Below are 16,915 nucleotides of genomic sequence, written 5' to 3' on the forward strand. Positions count from 1 at the left end.
ACGATGATAATCTGCTAATTTTACACGAAATTTTTAGCTTTTCACATTAAATTTCTGTATTTTTGATCAAATATTATACTAAGAATGAGTACTACAGACGATAAGAAAAAAGCACTGGCTTTGGTGCTTGATAAACTAGATAAAACCTACGGAAAAGGTACCGTGATGACGCTTGGCGACTCTGCCATCGATACAAACATTGAAGTGATTCCTTCCGGTTCGCTTGGTTTGGATATCGCTTTAGGAGTTGGCGGCTATCCAAGAGGAAGAATCATCGAGATTTACGGACCGGAATCTTCAGGTAAAACAACGTTGACTTTGCATGCAATCGCGGAGGCTCAGAAAGCCGGTGGTATCGCCGCTTTCATAGATGCTGAGCACGCTTTCGACAGAGGATATGCAGGAAAATTAGGAATTGATCTTGAAAACCTGATTATTTCGCAGCCGGATAATGGCGAACAGGCTTTGGAAATTGCCGATAACCTGATCCGTTCGGGAGCAATTGACATCGTGGTGATTGACTCTGTGGCAGCATTGACGCCAAAAGCGGAGATCGAAGGTGAAATGGGAGATTCTAAAATGGGTCTTCATGCAAGATTAATGTCTCAGGCTTTGAGAAAACTCACCGGAACTATTTCTAAAACAAAATGTACGGTAATTTTTATTAACCAGCTGAGAGAAAAAATCGGGGTGATGTTTGGAAATCCTGAAACAACAACTGGTGGTAATGCTTTGAAGTTTTACGCTTCTGTGAGAATTGATATCAGAAAAGCCAGCGCACCGATTAAAACAGGTGATGAGGCGGTTGGTAGCCGTGTGAAAGTGAAAATCGTGAAGAATAAAGTTGCTCCGCCATTTAAAATGGCAGAATTTGACATTATGTACGGTGAAGGTGTTTCTAAAACAGGAGAAATTCTCGACCAGGCAGTAGAAATGGCGATCGTGAAGAAAAGCGGATCTTGGTTTAGCTATGGCGAAACGAAACTTGGACAAGGCCGTGATGCAGTTCGTGATGTTTTGAAAGACAACCCGGAACTTGCAGATGAACTTGAAAACAAGATCAAGGAAGAGATTGCAAACAAGAAATAATTTGCTTTATAAATAATTGATGAAGACAGCTTTTAGGCTGTCTTTTTTTGTTTCTGATTTAAAATAATTGAAAGTCAATTTTTCACATGATTTTACTTTAATAATTTCCATAAAACTGTCATTATGTCACGCAATGCTGAACGGTATATTTTTGGAGAAACAGACCTCAAAATCAATAAAAGTACAGTTATGACAAAAGGAAATATCAACGTATCGGTGGAGAATATCTTTCCGCTGATCAAGAAATTCTTGTATAGCGATCACGAAATATTTTTGAGAGAGCTGATCTCAAATGCGACAGATGCGACTTTGAAACTTAAACATCTTTCAACAATCGGTGAAGCACAGGTAGAATACGGAAATCCTAAAATCGAAGTTAAGATTGATAAAGATGCAAAAACGTTAACGATTACCGACCAGGGAATTGGAATGACCGCCGAAGAGGTTGAAAAATACATCAACCAGGTGGCGTTTTCCGGAGCAGAAGAGTTTTTAGAAAAATATAAAGATTCTGCAAAAGATTCAGGGATTATCGGTCACTTTGGTTTAGGCTTCTACTCTGCATTTATGGTGGCAGAAAAAGTGGAAATCATTACCAAATCATACAAAGACACGCCAGCCGTTCGCTGGATTTGCGATGGAAGCCCAGAATTTACGCTTGAAGAAACGACTGATAAAACCGACAGAGGAACAGAGATTATTCTTCACATTGCAGAAGATTCTACAGAGTTTCTAGAGGAAAGCAGAATTCGTGAACTGTTATTGAAGTACAACAAATTCATGCCTGTTCCTATTAAATTTGGAACCAAAACAGAAACTTTACCTTTAGCAGAAGATGCTGCAGAAGATGCTGTTGCCGAAACACAGGAAGTTGACAACATCGTGAATAATCCGACTCCGGCGTGGACAAAAGCGCCAAGTGAGCTGACTTCTGAAGATTATTCAAAATTCTACCACGAACTTTATCCTTTGCAGTTTGAGGAGCCGCTTTTCCATATTCACCTGAATGTAGATTATCCGTTCAACCTTACCGGAATTTTGTATTTCCCAAAACTGGCAAACAATTTAAATATTGAAAAAGATAAAATTCAGTTGTACCAAAACCAGGTTTTTGTAACGGATGAAGTGAAAGGAATCGTTCCAGACTTCTTAATGCTGCTTCGTGGAGTGATCGATTCGCCGGATATTCCTTTGAATGTTTCGCGTTCTTACCTTCAGGCGGATGGCGCAGTGAAGAAAATCTCTTCTTACATCACGAAAAAAGTGGCCGACAAAATGGCTTCTCTGATCAACGAAAACCGCGGAGATTATGAAAAGAAGTGGAACGACATAAAAATCGTCATCGAGTACGGAATTATTTCTGAAGACAAATTTGCCGAAAAGTCTGATAAATTTACGCTTTACCCTTCCACTGACGGAAAATATTACCTGTGGAATGAGCTTGAGGAAAAAGTGAAACCAAATCAAACTGATAAAGACGGAAATTTTGTGATTCTATATGCGAGTAACGCCGATGAGCAGCACAGCTACATACAGTCTGCGAAAGATAAAGGCTACGAAGTTCTGCTTTTAGATTCTCCTATTGTTCCGCATTTGATTCAGAAACTGGAAGGTTCAAAAGAGAAGGTAACTTTTGCGAGAGTGGATGCTGATCACATTAATAATCTGATTAAGAAAGATGAACCAGCGATTTCAAAACTTAATGAAACGGAAAAAGAAACGCTGAAAAAGAATATTGAAGAAGCGATCTCTGATAAGAAATTTTCTGTACAGGTTGAAGATTTAGACAGCACTGATGCACCATTCGTGATTACGCAACCTGAATTTATGCGAAGAATGAAAGATATGCAGGCGACCGGCGGCGGCGGAATGTTTGGAATGGGCGGCTTCCCCGAAATGTATAATTTGGTGGTGAACTCAAACAGCGAATTTGCTTCAGAAATTATCGCTTCAGAAAATGCCGAATCTAAAAATTCTAAGATAAAATACGCTTTGGATTTGGCAAAACTTTCTCAAAACCTGTTGAAAGGAAAAGATCTGACGGATTTTATCTCAAGAAGTTATCAGAATCTGAATAAGTAATTTAAAATTTTTAAAATCTTAAAATAGAAATCCCGGCTCGTATTAATGAGCCGGGATTTTTTTATTTGCTGAAAGATACCGTGTTTGACAGATTTTCCTTCATTCTTATTTTATAATCTACAATTTATTCAAGTCTCCAGTCATCCAATACTAAAGTTATGATAGAATGCGGCCACATTTCAAAGTTTTCCTGATTAGGTTCTATTGGAATTATCGAGGTTCTTTTCCATTGCTGACTTATCGGAGTAAACATAAGTGCCTTGTAAGAAAGCTTTCTGTTAAACGGATTTTTTAACTCTTAAATCTGTACGGATTTCTTTTCTGTTTTCTGAATTTTGATCAAAATCAATAATAATAGTTTTTTGAGGATAGATCATATTTTTAACGACTTTCATATGACTTATTGAATCACCTTCAATTTCACATTCTACAAAAATTTTTTCGCCACAATATATTTGAAGAACTTCTGCTTTGACAAAATATGGGCTTTCCTTTACATCCATACCATATTGTTGAGTTTCATTAGCCGCGATTTCCAATGTATACGGATTTCTTAGTGGTTTGTCATTTTGAGAATATAATGAAAAGCTCAAAATAGAAAATGCAATAATGATAAATCTTTTCATTTTGTAAATTTTTTCCTTTTTTGCCCTTCAAATATATATAAGTTTGCTGCGTTAGAATAAAATTTCATTTTTGTTCATCTTGCGTTTCGGGGCGCGGCCTACGGCCGCGCCCCAAACACAAACATTTCTCACAACTCCTCCATCGGATTCCAAAAAAGTTCTTTAAAATTTTCAATCTTACCGTAGCGAAAAGAAATTCCTTCTGCTTTTAGCTTGACTTCAAATTCGGGAACGGATAATTTTCCGCCAGCCGCAACTACCCGGTGCGCCGGAACATCTTTCGGACAGCCCGACATCGCTTTTCCCACATGCCGCGAATGATTCGGGAAACCTACCGCTTTGGCAATCGCGCCATACGTAGAAACTCTGCCCTTTGGAATAAGTTTTGTAATCTCCCAAACCTGTGTGACGAAAATCTGATTCTTCATGCTACCTTTTAAGATTTGTAAATTTATAAAACACAACAGCGATGAAAAAATCGTTTTTCAAATTTCTTCACAAAATAAACAAGGCTGTTTTACCGAAACTGAGCAATAAAGATCCGCTCAAACTTACCAAATGGCAGAAAGCCATCCTCGCCTATCGGTATTATGTTTTGATTAATTCGATGGACTGATACTATCAAAAAAAAGCGTTCCGAGGAACGCTTTCATTATTTTTAAAACTGATTTTAATTTTCCAGAATGTAAGAAAACATCAAGGGTGCACAGATGGTTGCGTCGCTTTCCACAATAAATTTCGGAGTGGTGATATCCAACTTTCCCCAGGTAATTTTCTCATTCGGGACTGCTCCGGAATATGAACCGTAAGAAGTCGTTGAATCTGAAATCTGACAGAAATAAGACCAGAACGGAATGTCGTGCATTTCCATATCCTGATACAGCATCGGAACCACACAGATTGGGAAATCTCCTGCGATACCTCCACCAATCTGGAAGAATCCAACGCCTTTTCCTGCTGAATTTTTTGTGTACCAATCTGCCAGATACGTCATGTATTCAATGCCGGATTTCATGGTTGTCGCAGTCAGTTCACCTTTGATACAGTAGGATGCAAAAATATTACCCATGGTAGAATCTTCCCATCCCGGAACCACGATTGGCAAATTTTTCTCAGCCGCAGCGATCATCCACGAATTTTCTCTAGGAATTTCATAATACTGCTCCAAAACTCCAGAAAGAATCATTTTGTACATAAATTCATGCGGAAAATATCTTTCACCTTTAGCTTCAGCATCTTTCCAGATTTCTACGATGTGTTTCTGCAATCTTCTGAAAGCTTCTTCTTCAGGAATACACGTGTCTGTTACTCTGTTTAAGCCTCTTTCCAGCAAATCCCACTCGTCCTGAGCCGTCAAATCTCTGTAATGCGGAACTCTTTCGTAATGAGAATGCGCCACCAAATTCATCAAATCTTCCTCAAGGTTTGCTCCTGTACAAGAGATAAAATCAACTTTATCCTGACGGATCATTTCAGCTAAAATTTTTCCTAATTCGGCAGTAGACATTGCTCCAGCCAAAGTAATCATCATTTTTCCGCCTTCTTTAAGGTGGGCAACATATCCTTTAGATGCGTCTACCAAAGCTGCTGCATTGAAATGCAAATAATATTTTTCGATAAATTCTGTAATCGGTTTGCTCATTTTTAGATTTTTTACAAAGGTAAAAATTTAAAAACGGAAAGTAGCTGCTGCACTCAGAGAAAGTCGGGTAAGACCTTCACCCTGATCTTCGGGAAAATCATATACAACGCCGTTATATTTCATCTTCGTAATCGTTCCTCCAATCAGACCGAGTTTCGGACCGATAAAAATATTATCTGTCACAGCATATTGATAGGCAAAATTAATATCCGCACCCAAACTTGAGCCTACACCTTTTACATTCCCGGTTTTTGTCGTATACGTAATGACACCCAAAGCAATATCGTACAGAAGTTTGTGTTTGGTATCTGATTTAAAATTTGAAAACATGTAAGACGCTCCAATGAAAGAGATATTATCATCTGTATTCACCGCCAAGCTCGTACTCGTTCCGCTTCCTGTCTGAACCGTAATTCTTCCCGTGCTTGATGCTGAAAAAAGAGAACCTTTAATACCGACAGCGCCATTGCCGTTTAATAAATAAAAAGCTCCAATGCCAACATCCAGACCGCCACGCAATCCGTTGATGTATTTTCTGGTTTCCGGATTTGAATCTGAAGGTGCTTTCGCTAAACGGTATCCGTAACCCACGTGAGGAATTACAGCCACTCTCGGCTCGGAAGATTTCATCGTTTCCTGTTGCGCATTGAAGATGAAAGGGCACAGAAAAGCCCCGGCAAAAATGAATTTTTTGATCATGGTAATAATTTTTCTAAAAATACATTTTTTCCGCTAACTGAGAATTAAAACCTGAATTTTCTGTTTTCTTTCTTCTCAGAATTCTGTTTTTTTTGCTGAATGCGTTTTTCGATGCTTGAGCGGCTGGGTTTTGTTTTTGCCCTGTGCTTAGGTCGTATGAGAGATTTTTCTACCAGCGACAGTATTTTTTCAATCGCGGCATTTTTGTTTTTGAGCTGTGTGCGGCTTTCGGAAACAGTGAGAAAAAGCTGACCTTCAGTGTTTATTCTGTTTTTAAGTTTTGAAAAGATTAAATCCTTCTCTCCATCACGGAAAAATTCAGATGCAGCAACATCCCAGTTTACCGTCACGGAAGTTTCCACTTTATTCACGTTTTGCCCGCCTGCGCCGCTGCTTCGCGAGGTTTTAAACTGCAGTTCCTTGGTAAAGTCTTTCATTATTCTGAGAAATTTTCCGGAAATAATCGTGTTTTTCTCCGTATAAAACTTATATCTCCCTGTGCAAATTTTAGATTTCCTTTAAAATTTCCGTTTGATTTTGTCTTAAAAAAAACAATACTTCTATTTGAATTAACGATTATAGAATCTCCATTATCAATTTGACCTTCACAAACATTCACATAGATTTCTGCATTCCCTTTTTTTATGGCATAGGGAAAATACTTTTTATTTTTTTTCGGATTAAAATATTTAAAATTTGACCTAAATTTTTGCAGATAAATCACGGCAAAGCAATGGTTATCTGAAACCTGCAGAGAATCAACAACACCATTTAAAACAATGTTGTTTTGTAGTAACAGAAGATCTGCATTATTTGACGCTTTAGACCGTTTATTTATTTGATAAACCATTAAGATAAAAAGTAGCAGTATGATCGGGAATTTATATCGATCTTTCATACTGAAAATAATCTTTTTAACTCCATCCTATCTATTTTTCCGTTGGGCGTGCGCGGAATTTGATCTAAAAAAATCACTTCTTTCGGCTTGTGAAAAGATTTTTCAAATCTGAGATCTGAAATTTGAGATTTGAGCAATTCATTTTCTGAGCCTTCCACGACCAAAATCAATCTCTGACCCAAACTTTCATCGTTTATTCCTAAAAAAACCACTTCACGGTCAATATTTTTCTTCACCAGCGCTTCAAGCTGCTCCGGGAAAATTTTGGCTCCACCAGAATTGATCACGTTATCTGCCCGTGCGAGAAATTTAAACTGATTTCCGTTTTTTATTTCCACGATATCATTGGTTTGCAGCCAGCCTTCAGCCAAATCCGGCGCCGAAATTTTCAGGCAGCCTTCTTCGTTTTGGACTATTTCAATATTTTTTAATACCGAAAAAAAATCTTCCTGCACGGGAAATATCCGTTTCAAAGCAATATGAGAAAGCGTTTCAGACATTCCGTAGGTTTCGAAAATCTCGGTATTTGTATTCTTTTGATTTAAAACAGATGCGATTTTCTCTTTTAAATTTTCCGAAACTGCCGCACCGCCAATGATCAGCTTTTTGATCAAATGAATCTTGTCCAAAGAATTTTCAACCTGCAATGGCGTCATCGCACAGAAATCCACTTTTTCCTCTAAATCTCTCAAAGGCTGCAAAACCGGATCTTTTACAATCAGTTTTAGCTCAGCAAAAACAGCACGTACAACCATCATTTTCCCCGAAATATATTCTACCGGCAAACAAAGCAAGGCGAGATCACCTTTTTTCAAATCTAAAAATCCACAAGTCATTGCGGCCGAATTAAGCATTTTAGATTTTTTTACCTTGAATAGTTTTGGTGTTCCTGTCGAACCTGAAGACTGTACTTCGACAGATTCGCTGGCAGATAAAAACTCTTCAATAAAAAAAACTGCTTTTTTTTCAAAATCAGTTTTGGGTTTTAACGTGTTTATTTGCAGTTTATTAAAATCAATAATCACCTTGTAATGTCGTTTTGAGGATTTAATCAGACATAAATTTACAAAAAAGAATTTGGAGAATACGAAAAAAGYTTTAMATTTGCATCACCAAAAAAACAGACCCATAGTGTAACGGTAGCACTCCGGTTTTTGGTACCGTCAGTTGGGGTTCGAATCCCTGTGGGTCTACAAACCATCTTCYCTGAAGATGGTTTTTTTATGGTAAGTTCTCTGCAGTTTTTCAGATTTCTACGCTTCAATAAAATTGTACCATAGTTTTTCGATTAACTGCCCTATTCATGAGCATTGGCAAACATATTGCTCCCACTTTGGCAAAAAAATTAATCTGTCATTTTTCTGCCATAAAAAAACTGTATGAAACATCCTCTATATCCTTATCATTCTGCGATTTAGAACCGTCATATTAAAAATTTTCCGGTCAGAATTTTTTGATGAATAGTTAATTATAATTAAGTCTAAATCACATCCACTTGAAAAGTAAAGTAAATATACGCAAGATATTAAAAGGCTTTGCCATCACTTTGGGCTCGCTCCTTTTACTCATTATTCTGTTAATTTTCAGTCTCCGCATTCCTGCCGTTCAAAATTTCGCCAAAAATAAACTTGTCGTTTATCTGGAGAAGAAAATAAAAACAGAAGTTCGTCTGGAACGTGTTTACATCGCGTTTCCAAACAGTTTGGTAATGGAAAATCTTTATCTGCGCGGTCAAAAAATTGACACCCTTTTAGCTGTGAAAAAATTCGATGTCGGTCTGGATATGTGGCAGCTACTCAAATCTAAAGCTGATATTACGTCGATCGATCTTGAAGGTGTCCGAGCCAATGTGGTAAGAAATCCTGACGGAAAATTTAATTTCGATTATATAATCAACGCTTTCGCCACTTCCGAAAAAAAGGAAAGCACGTCTAAACCTTTCATCATTTCTTTAGATAAAATAAAACTGAAAGATATCGGGATCAGATTTGATGACCGACAGGCGAAAAATGACATCAATGCTTATTTTAAATCTTTTGATACGCGTGTCAAAACTTTTGATCTTCAGAATAATTCTTACGCAATCAACGATATCAATCTAGACGGACTGAAACTTACTTTAAAACAGGATTTGATCGAAGAAATTGCAAATAATGTTGAGCAAAAAGTAGATTCTTTAAACCAGAAAAAGCCGATGGAACTAGGCTTAAGCGGCATTAATCTGACCAATTTCAACATCAATTACGGCGACGACAATACCAAAACTTTTGCTAAAGTGATCTTCAAAGAGCTGAGCACGAAAGTGAATGATCTTGATCTTGAGAATAACAGCTACAATGTTGGAAATGTTTTATTAAAAGGTGCTGACATAAACGCAAATCTGTTTTTAGCCTCAGACGACAACGCTAAAAATGATGACCCAAGTCAGGAAAATCAGAAAGCAGGAAAACCGATGAAAATACTTCTTGGCAAACTGATTTTTGATGATGTGAAAGCGGTTTACAACAATACTGCGGTTGCACCGACAAGAGCCGGAATGGATTTTAATCATCTTAATTTTGGAAAACTGAATCTTGATATAAGAAATTTCAAAATGGAAAACAGTCAGTTCGCAGGAAGTGTAAAACTGGCTGAAATTCAGGAAGCGCGCGGACTGAATGTACAGAAATTCAACACCGACTTTGTGTATGAAGAAAAGCAGGCATACCTGAAAAATCTTTATCTGCAAACGCCAAAAACCGTTCTTCGGGATGAAGTTGTTTTGAATTACAGCTCGATTGATCAGCTTTCTAAAAACCTTGGTGCAGTGCAGATTTCAGCAAACATCAGAAATTCTAAAATCGGGTTTTCTGATATCTTAAATTTGGTTCCGACCCTGCGAAAAACGGCACCATTCAACAAATATCCGAACGGAAGTCTGAATCTTGAGGCGGTTTTAAACGGAAATATCAATGATTTAAACATCCGAACTCTGAAAGTTTCCGGGCTCGACCGTCTGAAAGTGATCGCCAGTGGGAAAATAAAAAATGCCACAAAACCCGAGCAGCTTTATTACGATCTGAACATTGGTGAAATTTCTTCATCTGCCAAAACAATTTTCAATCTGGTTCCGAAAAATACGATTCCGAAAAATATCTCTCTGCCATCATTTTTTACGGTAAGAGGTACGGCCAAAGGCACAACGAAAGTGGTAAACACCAATCTTAAACTTACTTCTACGCTTGGAAATGCCGGTATCATTGCAAAACTGGATATGCGACGTAAAAACCGCGAACTTTATGATGTAAAAGCTGATCTCCGGAATCTTCAGATCGGCAAAATTATTCAGAACAAAAAAGTCGGTGCAGTTACGGCTCAGATTGCTGCGAAAGGAGAAAGTTTTGACTTTAAAAATGCGAATGCTGATCTGAAAGGTGTTGTACAGTCAGCTGAATTTAATGGTTACCGTTATCAGAATATGAATCTTGCCGGAAAAATAAACCGCGGCGTTTATAATATTGTTTTAAACTCAAAAGATCCGAATGCCAATCTACAGTTAACGGCATCCGGGAAATATGACGATAAAAATCCTACAGTAAAAGTTAACGGAAATATCAACAAGCTTGACCTGAATAAACTTGGTTTCTACAAATCGCCAATGATTATCGCAGGCGCGCTAGATGGTGACTTTACCAGCCTTGATCCTGATAATTTAAACGGATATCTCAATTTAAAAGATTTTGCAATCTCAGATACGAAAGAAGTTTATCCGATTCAGGAGGTGAATCTCACCGCACTTTCTACGGCAGATTCTACGAAAATTAATTTCAAATCTCAAATTGCAGACATCGATCTTGAGGGTAAATACAGACTTACACAGATTTTTGGTGCGCTTCAGCAAACGGTGAATCAGTATTATCAGTTTCAAAAACCGGGAACTGTGCAGAAAATTGAAGGCGGGCAGTTTTTCACTTTTAATGCAAAAATTAAAAATGATGATTTAATTCGGAAGTTTGTACCGGAACTGAAGAGTTTTGAAACGATTAATATAAACGGGAATTACAATGCCGATTCGCAGAAAATCGAATTGGATGCGCAGATTCCGCAGGTTTTGTATGGTGCAAATACGCTTGAAACTACTTCCCTTAAAATCACAAATGAAAATAATGCGCTGCAATATCAATTGGGTGTAGCTTCATTTAAAAATGAAAGTTTAGCCATTAATAAAGTTGCGATCGTAGGCGATGTTGCCAATAACGTGGTCAATTATAATATTACAACAAAAGATGACAAAGATGTAACGCAGTTTCTGATTGCTGGAAATGCAAAATCGCTGAATGACATCACCGAAATTTCATTAAATCCGAACGGTTTAAAACTGAATTATACCGATTGGACGGTTGCAGAAAACAATAAAATTCAGATCGGGAAACAGGGCATTTTTGCGGATAATTTCAGGCTTTCAAATGCAGGAAGTGAAATCGCTTTACAGTCTGAAAACAGTTCGCCTGGAAGTCCGCTGAATGTTTCGCTGAAAGATTTTAAAATAGAAACGATCACCGAAATCATAAAAAAAGATTCACTTCTGGCAAAAGGAACGATCAACGGAACGGCGCAGCTGCGTGATCTGACAAAGAAAATGACGTTTGTGTCAGACATTAAAGTCACTGATCTATTTGTGTACGGAAGTCCGGTCGGGAATCTCGATCTTAAGGTAGATAATACGACTGCGAATCTTTTGAATGCTGATATTGCACTTTCCGGAAACAGTAATGATGTAAAAATCAACGGAAATTATAATACGGCGGCCAGCAGTTTTGATCTGGATGTGGCGATGAATCAGCTTCAGATGAAAACGCTGCAAGGTTTTACGAAAAATGCGATTGTGAATACGGAAGGTTTTATTTCCGGAAATCTCAAAGTGCAGGGAACGACGAAAGCGCCGAGCATTTTGGGGACTCTGAAAATGAATAATGTTGGAATGCAGATCGCAAAAACCGGCAGCGATTTCAGAAAAATTGATGATGAAATTGATTTTACACGTCGCGGAATCGAGTTTGATGATTTTAAAATAAATGATAAAGACGGAAATTCGCTAAACATCGATGGGCAGATTCTAACGCAGACGTATAAAGATTTCGCCTTCAATCTTGACCTGAATGCGAAAAACTTTAAAGTTGTGAATTCTGAGAAATCAAATGACGCAATGCTGTATGGAATTCTGGCTATTGATGCCGCACTTAAAGTACGTGGCAATCTCGATCTACCGAAAGTTGACGGCCGGTTGGCTGTTGCAGACAACACAGATTTCACATTTGTTTTGCCACAGTCGAGCCCGACGTTGCAGGAACGTGAAGGCATTGTCGAATTTATCGATCAGGATCAGGTAGCTTTAAATAAAACCATAAAAGCCGATTCTATCGACACGCAAAGTCCGATAAAAGGTCTTGACGTCAACGTAAATATTGAACTGAGTAAAGAAGCAAAAATGTCGATCGTCATCGATAAAGCCAACGGAGATTTTGTGAAACTTCAGGGTGAAGCTGATCTTACGGGTGGAATTGATCCTTCAGGAAAAACCACTCTGGTCGGAGTTTATCAAGTAGAAAAAGGAAGTTACGAAATGTCGGTGAGTGTGCTGAAGCGGAAATTTGATATCCAGAAAGGAAGTACAATTACATGGACCGGTGAACCAACAACAGCAAATCTCGATATCACGGCAATCTATCAGACGCAAACAGCACCAATTGATCTCGTGGAACAACAGGTTGGCGATGCGGAACTGAATCAATATAAACAGCGAATTCCATTCAATACTTTGCTGATCTTAAAAGGTGAACTTTTAAAACCACAGATTTCGTTTGATATTACCACAGATGAGAAAAACAATGCCGTTTCTTCTGCTGTTACTGAAACGATCGACGGAAAACTGGCGCAGCTAAGACAGGATCCAAACGAGATGAATAAGCAGGTTTTTGCGTTGCTTCTGCTTAACAGATTTATTGGTGAAAACCCTTTCCAAAGCAACTCTGGAGTTTCCGCAGAAACGATGGCGAGACAGAGTGTGAGTAAAATTCTTTCACAGCAGCTGAATAATCTGGCTTCAGATTTAATAAAAGGCGTTGATCTGAATTTTGATCTGGAATCGACTGAGGATTATTCTACAGGAACGCAAAATACGCGTACAGATCTGAATATCGGTTTAAGCAAAAAACTCCTGAATGACCGACTGAAAGTTTCTGTAGGAAGCAATTTTGGACTTGAAGGAGAAGCGAGACAGAATGAAAATACTACGAATATCGCTGGCGATGTTACGGTAGACTACAGCCTTTCCAGAGACGGCAGATATATGCTTCGTGCCTATAGAAAGAATGATTACCAGGTTGCGTTGCAGGGTCAGATAGTAGAAACCGGTGTCGGATTTATCATTACGCTCGATTACAATCAGTTTAAAGATATTTTCAGAAAAAACCGCAACAACCGAAAGCAAAATAAAGAATCGAGAAGACAGAATAATGAAGCGGTTGAATTTAAGTAACGGAAAATTTAGGCTAAACCGTCGAAAGCAGTTACTTAAAAAACAAATCTAAACCTATGAAAAACAAGTTTAATATATATTGCAGATATTTTTTGGCATCCGGAATTACCGCTGCGGCAGTTTCCTGCAGCAACACAAAATTTCTGAAAGACGGACAGCTGCTGTATACAGGAGCGGAAGTAAAGATCGAAAATGATTCTCTCTCCAAAAAAGAGAAAAAATCATTGCAGTCCGCACTGGAAAGTAATTTGACTCCGAAACCAAATTCGTCATTTTTGGGTTTAAGGCCAAAACTGTATGCGTATAATGTGACCAAAGAACCAAAAAAAGAGAAAGGTCTCCGGTATTGGCTGAAATATAAATTCGGAGAAGAACCGGTTTTGCTGCAGGATGTCGACCGTGAATTTAACCGTGATATCATCGTAAATTATTCTGAAAACAAAGGGTATTTCAATGCAAGAGCGACGTATGATACGGTTTCAAAAAATAAAAAAGCTCAGGTTATTTACACATTAAAACCCGGGGCTAGATATCTGATCAGCAATGTGAAATTCAGCGAAGATTCTACATTGATCAACCGCGAAATTTTTGCTTTAAAAGATAAAACTCTGCTGAAACCCGGAAATCCTTTTGATCTTGATGTGATTAAAAAGGAACGCCAGAGAATCGATGACGGTTTGAAAGACAAAGGTTTTTATTATTTCAATCCTGATAATATCGTTGTACAGGCAGACAGCACGGTGACAAAAAATCACAAAGTTGAAATGATTGTGAAGCTGAAAGACAATACACCGAAACTTGCGACAGAGCAGTTCAGCATTGATAAAGTTGTGGTTTTCCCGAACTACAATCTGCGGGATGCACAGAACGGTAAGTACAGTATTCCGATGAATGCAGATTCGCTGGAGTCTTATAAATACAATGATATTTATGTCGTAGATCCTGAAAAAAAATTTAAACCAAAGATTTTTGACCGGGCTTTGTACTTCGACAAAGGTGATATTTACAATCGTAAAGATCATAATCTTTCGCTGAACCGTCTCATAAGTTTGGGCGTTTTTAAATTTGTAAAAAACGAATTTGTCGTTTCAGACTCTTTGAATCACAGATTTGATGCGTATTATATTCTGACGCCGCGAGAACTTCAGTCGTTACGTCTTGAAGCTTTGGGAAGAACTAATTCTGCAAATTATGCGGGTAGTGAATTAAATTTAAACTGGACGCAGCGAAATTTTTTCCGTGGCGCAGAGCAGTTTAAAGCGTCTGTCTACGGCGCGTTTGATGTTCAGATTGGCGGACCGGCAGATGCGGAAAATATTTTCAGAGCCGGAGCAAACGCACAGTTGTCGATTCCGAGAATTGTGGCGCCTTTTAATTTCAATTCTTCGAGTGCTTTTGTACCTCGTACAAATATTCAGATTGGCTATGAGTTTCAAAACCGTACAACATTATATACTTTAAACACATTTAATGCTTCGTTTGGTTATCAGTGGAAAGAAAATGTACGCAAAGAGCACGAGTTGAAACTGATTGATGTTTCATACATCGATCCTGCGAACGTGACTCCAAAATATGAGGCTAAATATGCTCAAAACCCATATTTGGAAAGAGTTGTTGAGCCACAGCTTATTTTTGGTCCGACGTATTCTTACACCTACTCCACCACAATGCTTCCGAAGAAAAATACATTCTACTACAAAGGAATGCTTGATCTTGCCGGAAACATTGCAGGTTTGATTTCCGGTGGAAATGCAAAGGAAAATAAGCAGAAAAATATCTTCGGAGTGCCGTTCAGTCAGTATGCGAAAATTGAAAACGACGTTAGATTCTATCACAAGTTTGGTGAAAAAACATCATTCGCATCGAGATTAATCGCAGGTGCAGCCGTTCCTTATGGCAATTCGAAATATATTCCTTTTTCCCGACAGTTTTTTGTAGGCGGAAGTAACAGCATCCGGGCTTTCCGTGCGAGAACGCTTGGACCTGGAAGTTATGACCCAAGAACTCAGCAGCAAAACGGAGGTTTTGTTTTTGATCAGGCAGGAGATATTAAACTCGAACTGAACGCAGAATACCGCGCGAATTTGTACAAATTTTTAAACGTCGCTGTATTTGCTGATGCCGGAAATATTTGGTTGATTAATGATGAAATAAACGATGACGGAACAATCGCAAGACCAGGCGGAAAGTTTTCGAAAGACTTTTTAAGCGAAGTTGCAGTAGGTGCCGGAGTTGGTTTAAGACTTGATTTTTCCATTTTAATTCTGCGTCTCGATTTGGCCATGCCGCTGCGGGTTCCGTACTATGAAAAAGATGAACGCTGGGCTTTTGACCGTATTAATTTCGGAGACAGCAACTGGAGAAAAGATAACTTGATTTTAAACATAGCCATCGGCTATCCTTTTTAGATATGAAGAAAGAACTGAAGATTTTTTGGGAGGTTTTAAAGGACACGTATAAAGAATGGAATGCTTCAAATGCGACCAACGACTCAGCGAGTCTTGCATATTACGCCATTTTTTCCATTCCGGGTTTGTTGATTATTATCATTTGGCTGGCAGGTCACTTTTTGGGTGAAGAAGCAATCCGGGGACAGATCAGTTCACAGATCAGCGGAATGATGGGCGCTGATGCGGCAAAAAGCGTGGAAGAAATGATCGCCGGTGCATTGATCGACAAGCAAAATATCTTTATGAAAGTGGTTGGCATCGGATCACTGATTTTCGGAGCCACGACTTTATTTTTTCAGCTTCAAAAATCTTTAAACAATCTCTGGGACGTCGAATCTTCGCCGGAAAAAGCGTTAAAAAAGTTCCTGATTGACCGTGCAAATTCATTAGGAATGATCGTGATTCTCGGTTTCCTGATGTTAATCACAATGGTTTTATCAACAGTAATAAGTCTTTTGAATAACTGGATCACCTCTTATTTCGGGATGGAAACCTATATTTTAGTGGAAATAATCAATTTCTCAATCGGTTTTGCAATTACCGTTTCATTGTTCGCACTTCTATTTAAGGTCTTGCCGGACGTAGAAATCAAGTGGAAATTCGTCTGGAAAGGTGCACTTCTTACAGCAGGTTTATTCACTTTAGGCAAATTTATTTTGAGTCTTTACTTCAGCGAACTGAAACCGACATCCGCATTTGGAGCTGCAGGAACAATTATTTTAGTTATGCTATGGATTAATTATTCGTGTATGCTCATTTTTTTCGGAGCGGAATTTACCAAAGTGTACAGCATGAGAAAAGGCTACCGCATTATTCCTTCCAAGCATGCGAAATGGAGCAACGCGAAACTGTACGCCGACGAACAGGCACAAAAATCTTCATCATAAAAAAATCCCCTGAAATTATCAGGGG

At 38.4% G+C, this 16,915-nt stretch carries 12 protein-coding genes and 1 tRNA gene; 7 read left to right on the plus strand and 6 right to left on the minus strand.

The window, feature by feature from the left end; translation table 11 throughout:
- Positions 1 to 84 precede the first annotated feature (84 nt).
- Both recA and htpG read left to right on the plus strand, forming a co-directional pair.
- On the plus strand, positions 85 to 1,089 hold the full coding sequence (gene recA / locus ASG01_RS13670) for a recombinase RecA (protein ID WP_055864727.1): 1,005 nt from the start codon (positions 85 to 87) through the stop codon (positions 1,087 to 1,089).
- 189 nt (positions 1,090 to 1,278) lie between these two features.
- Entirely contained in the window at positions 1,279 to 3,171 is a 1,893-nt protein-coding gene (htpG, locus tag ASG01_RS13675; protein ID WP_055864963.1) for a molecular chaperone HtpG, read from the plus strand.
- Between the two features lie 278 nt (positions 3,172 to 3,449).
- Here the strand turns inward: htpG and ASG01_RS13680 are convergent, their stop codons facing one another.
- Both ASG01_RS13680 and ASG01_RS13685 read right to left on the minus strand, forming a co-directional pair.
- Positions 3,450 to 3,797, minus strand: coding sequence for a hypothetical protein (locus ASG01_RS13680; protein WP_055864731.1), 348 nt, complete (start codon positions 3,795 to 3,797; stop codon positions 3,450 to 3,452).
- A gap of 128 nt (positions 3,798 to 3,925) precedes the next feature.
- Positions 3,926 to 4,225 (minus strand): MGMT family protein, encoded by a 300-nt coding sequence (locus ASG01_RS13685; protein ID WP_055864734.1) that lies wholly within the window; start codon positions 4,223 to 4,225, stop codon positions 3,926 to 3,928.
- Positions 4,226 to 4,266: 41 nt separating this feature from the next.
- On the opposite strand from ASG01_RS13685, the gene ASG01_RS16095 reads away from it, so the two are divergent.
- A complete protein-coding gene (locus ASG01_RS16095) occupies positions 4,267 to 4,413 on the plus strand; it encodes a hypothetical protein (RefSeq protein WP_185097244.1) in 147 nt (48 codons plus the stop codon).
- Between the two features lie 54 nt (positions 4,414 to 4,467).
- Here ASG01_RS16095 and ASG01_RS13690 read toward each other — a convergent pair whose 3' ends face one another.
- The 4 genes from ASG01_RS13690 to ASG01_RS13710 all read right to left on the minus strand — a co-directional run bounded on the left by ASG01_RS13690 (position 4,468) and on the right by ASG01_RS13710 (position 8,061).
- Positions 4,468 to 5,439, minus strand: coding sequence for a deoxyhypusine synthase family protein (locus ASG01_RS13690; protein ID WP_047444737.1), 972 nt, complete (start codon positions 5,437 to 5,439; stop codon positions 4,468 to 4,470).
- A 27-nt stretch (positions 5,440 to 5,466) separates the two neighbouring features.
- Complete coding sequence (locus ASG01_RS13695; protein ID WP_055864737.1) at positions 5,467 to 6,138, minus strand: hypothetical protein; 672 nt, start codon at positions 6,136 to 6,138, stop codon at positions 5,467 to 5,469.
- 44 nt (positions 6,139 to 6,182) lie between these two features.
- Positions 6,183 to 6,575 carry an alternative ribosome rescue aminoacyl-tRNA hydrolase ArfB gene (gene arfB / locus ASG01_RS13700; protein WP_055864740.1) on the minus strand — a complete coding sequence of 131 codons (393 nt, stop codon included), beginning with the start codon at positions 6,573 to 6,575 and terminating at the stop codon, positions 6,183 to 6,185.
- Between the two features lie 457 nt (positions 6,576 to 7,032).
- Entirely contained in the window at positions 7,033 to 8,061 is a 1,029-nt protein-coding gene (locus tag ASG01_RS13710; protein WP_055864746.1) for an AMP-binding protein, read from the minus strand.
- A gap of 97 nt (positions 8,062 to 8,158) precedes the next feature.
- Between ASG01_RS13710 and ASG01_RS13715 the strand changes: the two genes are divergently transcribed.
- The 4 genes from ASG01_RS13715 to ASG01_RS13730 all read left to right on the plus strand — a co-directional run bounded on the left by ASG01_RS13715 (position 8,159) and on the right by ASG01_RS13730 (position 16,890).
- Positions 8,159 to 8,229: transfer RNA gene (locus tag ASG01_RS13715), tRNA-Gln, on the plus strand.
- A gap of 302 nt (positions 8,230 to 8,531) precedes the next feature.
- A complete protein-coding gene (locus ASG01_RS13720) occupies positions 8,532 to 13,553 on the plus strand; it encodes a translocation/assembly module TamB domain-containing protein (protein WP_055864748.1) in 5,022 nt (1,673 codons plus the stop codon).
- 56 nt (positions 13,554 to 13,609) lie between these two features.
- Positions 13,610 to 15,961 carry a BamA/TamA family outer membrane protein gene (locus tag ASG01_RS13725; RefSeq protein ID WP_055864751.1) on the plus strand — a complete coding sequence of 784 codons (2,352 nt, stop codon included), beginning with the start codon at positions 13,610 to 13,612 and terminating at the stop codon, positions 15,959 to 15,961.
- A gap of 2 nt (positions 15,962 to 15,963) precedes the next feature.
- Positions 15,964 to 16,890, plus strand: a complete 927-nt coding sequence (locus ASG01_RS13730; protein ID WP_055864754.1) for a YihY/virulence factor BrkB family protein — start codon at positions 15,964 to 15,966, stop codon at positions 16,888 to 16,890.
- The last annotated feature ends 25 nt before the right edge of the window (positions 16,891 to 16,915 follow it).

Source organism: Chryseobacterium sp. Leaf180 (genome assembly GCF_001424585.1).
Taxonomy (GTDB): domain Bacteria; phylum Bacteroidota; class Bacteroidia; order Flavobacteriales; family Weeksellaceae; genus Chryseobacterium.

Excerpts from the sequence above, each read along its gene's own strand:
- ASG01_RS13695 (WP_055864737.1), bottom strand. The coding sequence starts at position 6,138 with ATGATCAAAAAATTCATTTTTGCCGGGGCTTTTCTGTGCCCTTTCATC.
- ASG01_RS13725 (WP_055864751.1), top strand. The coding sequence starts at position 13,610 with ATGAAAAACAAGTTTAATATATATTGCAGATATTTTTTGGCATCCGGA.
- recA (WP_055864727.1), top strand. The coding sequence starts at position 85 with ATGAGTACTACAGACGATAAGAAAAAAGCACTGGCTTTGGTGCTTGAT.
- ASG01_RS13730 (WP_055864754.1), top strand. The coding sequence starts at position 15,964 with ATGAAGAAAGAACTGAAGATTTTTTGGGAGGTTTTAAAGGACACGTAT.
- ASG01_RS13685 (WP_055864734.1), bottom strand. The coding sequence starts at position 4,225 with ATGAAGAATCAGATTTTCGTCACACAGGTTTGGGAGATTACAAAACTT.
- ASG01_RS13690 (WP_047444737.1), bottom strand. The coding sequence starts at position 5,439 with ATGAGCAAACCGATTACAGAATTTATCGAAAAATATTATTTGCATTTC.
- ASG01_RS13680 (WP_055864731.1), bottom strand. The coding sequence starts at position 3,797 with ATGAAAAGATTTATCATTATTGCATTTTCTATTTTGAGCTTTTCATTA.
- arfB (WP_055864740.1), bottom strand. The coding sequence starts at position 6,575 with ATGAAAGACTTTACCAAGGAACTGCAGTTTAAAACCTCGCGAAGCAGC.
- htpG (WP_055864963.1), top strand. The coding sequence starts at position 1,279 with ATGACAAAAGGAAATATCAACGTATCGGTGGAGAATATCTTTCCGCTG.
- ASG01_RS16095 (WP_185097244.1), top strand. The coding sequence starts at position 4,267 with ATGAAAAAATCGTTTTTCAAATTTCTTCACAAAATAAACAAGGCTGTT.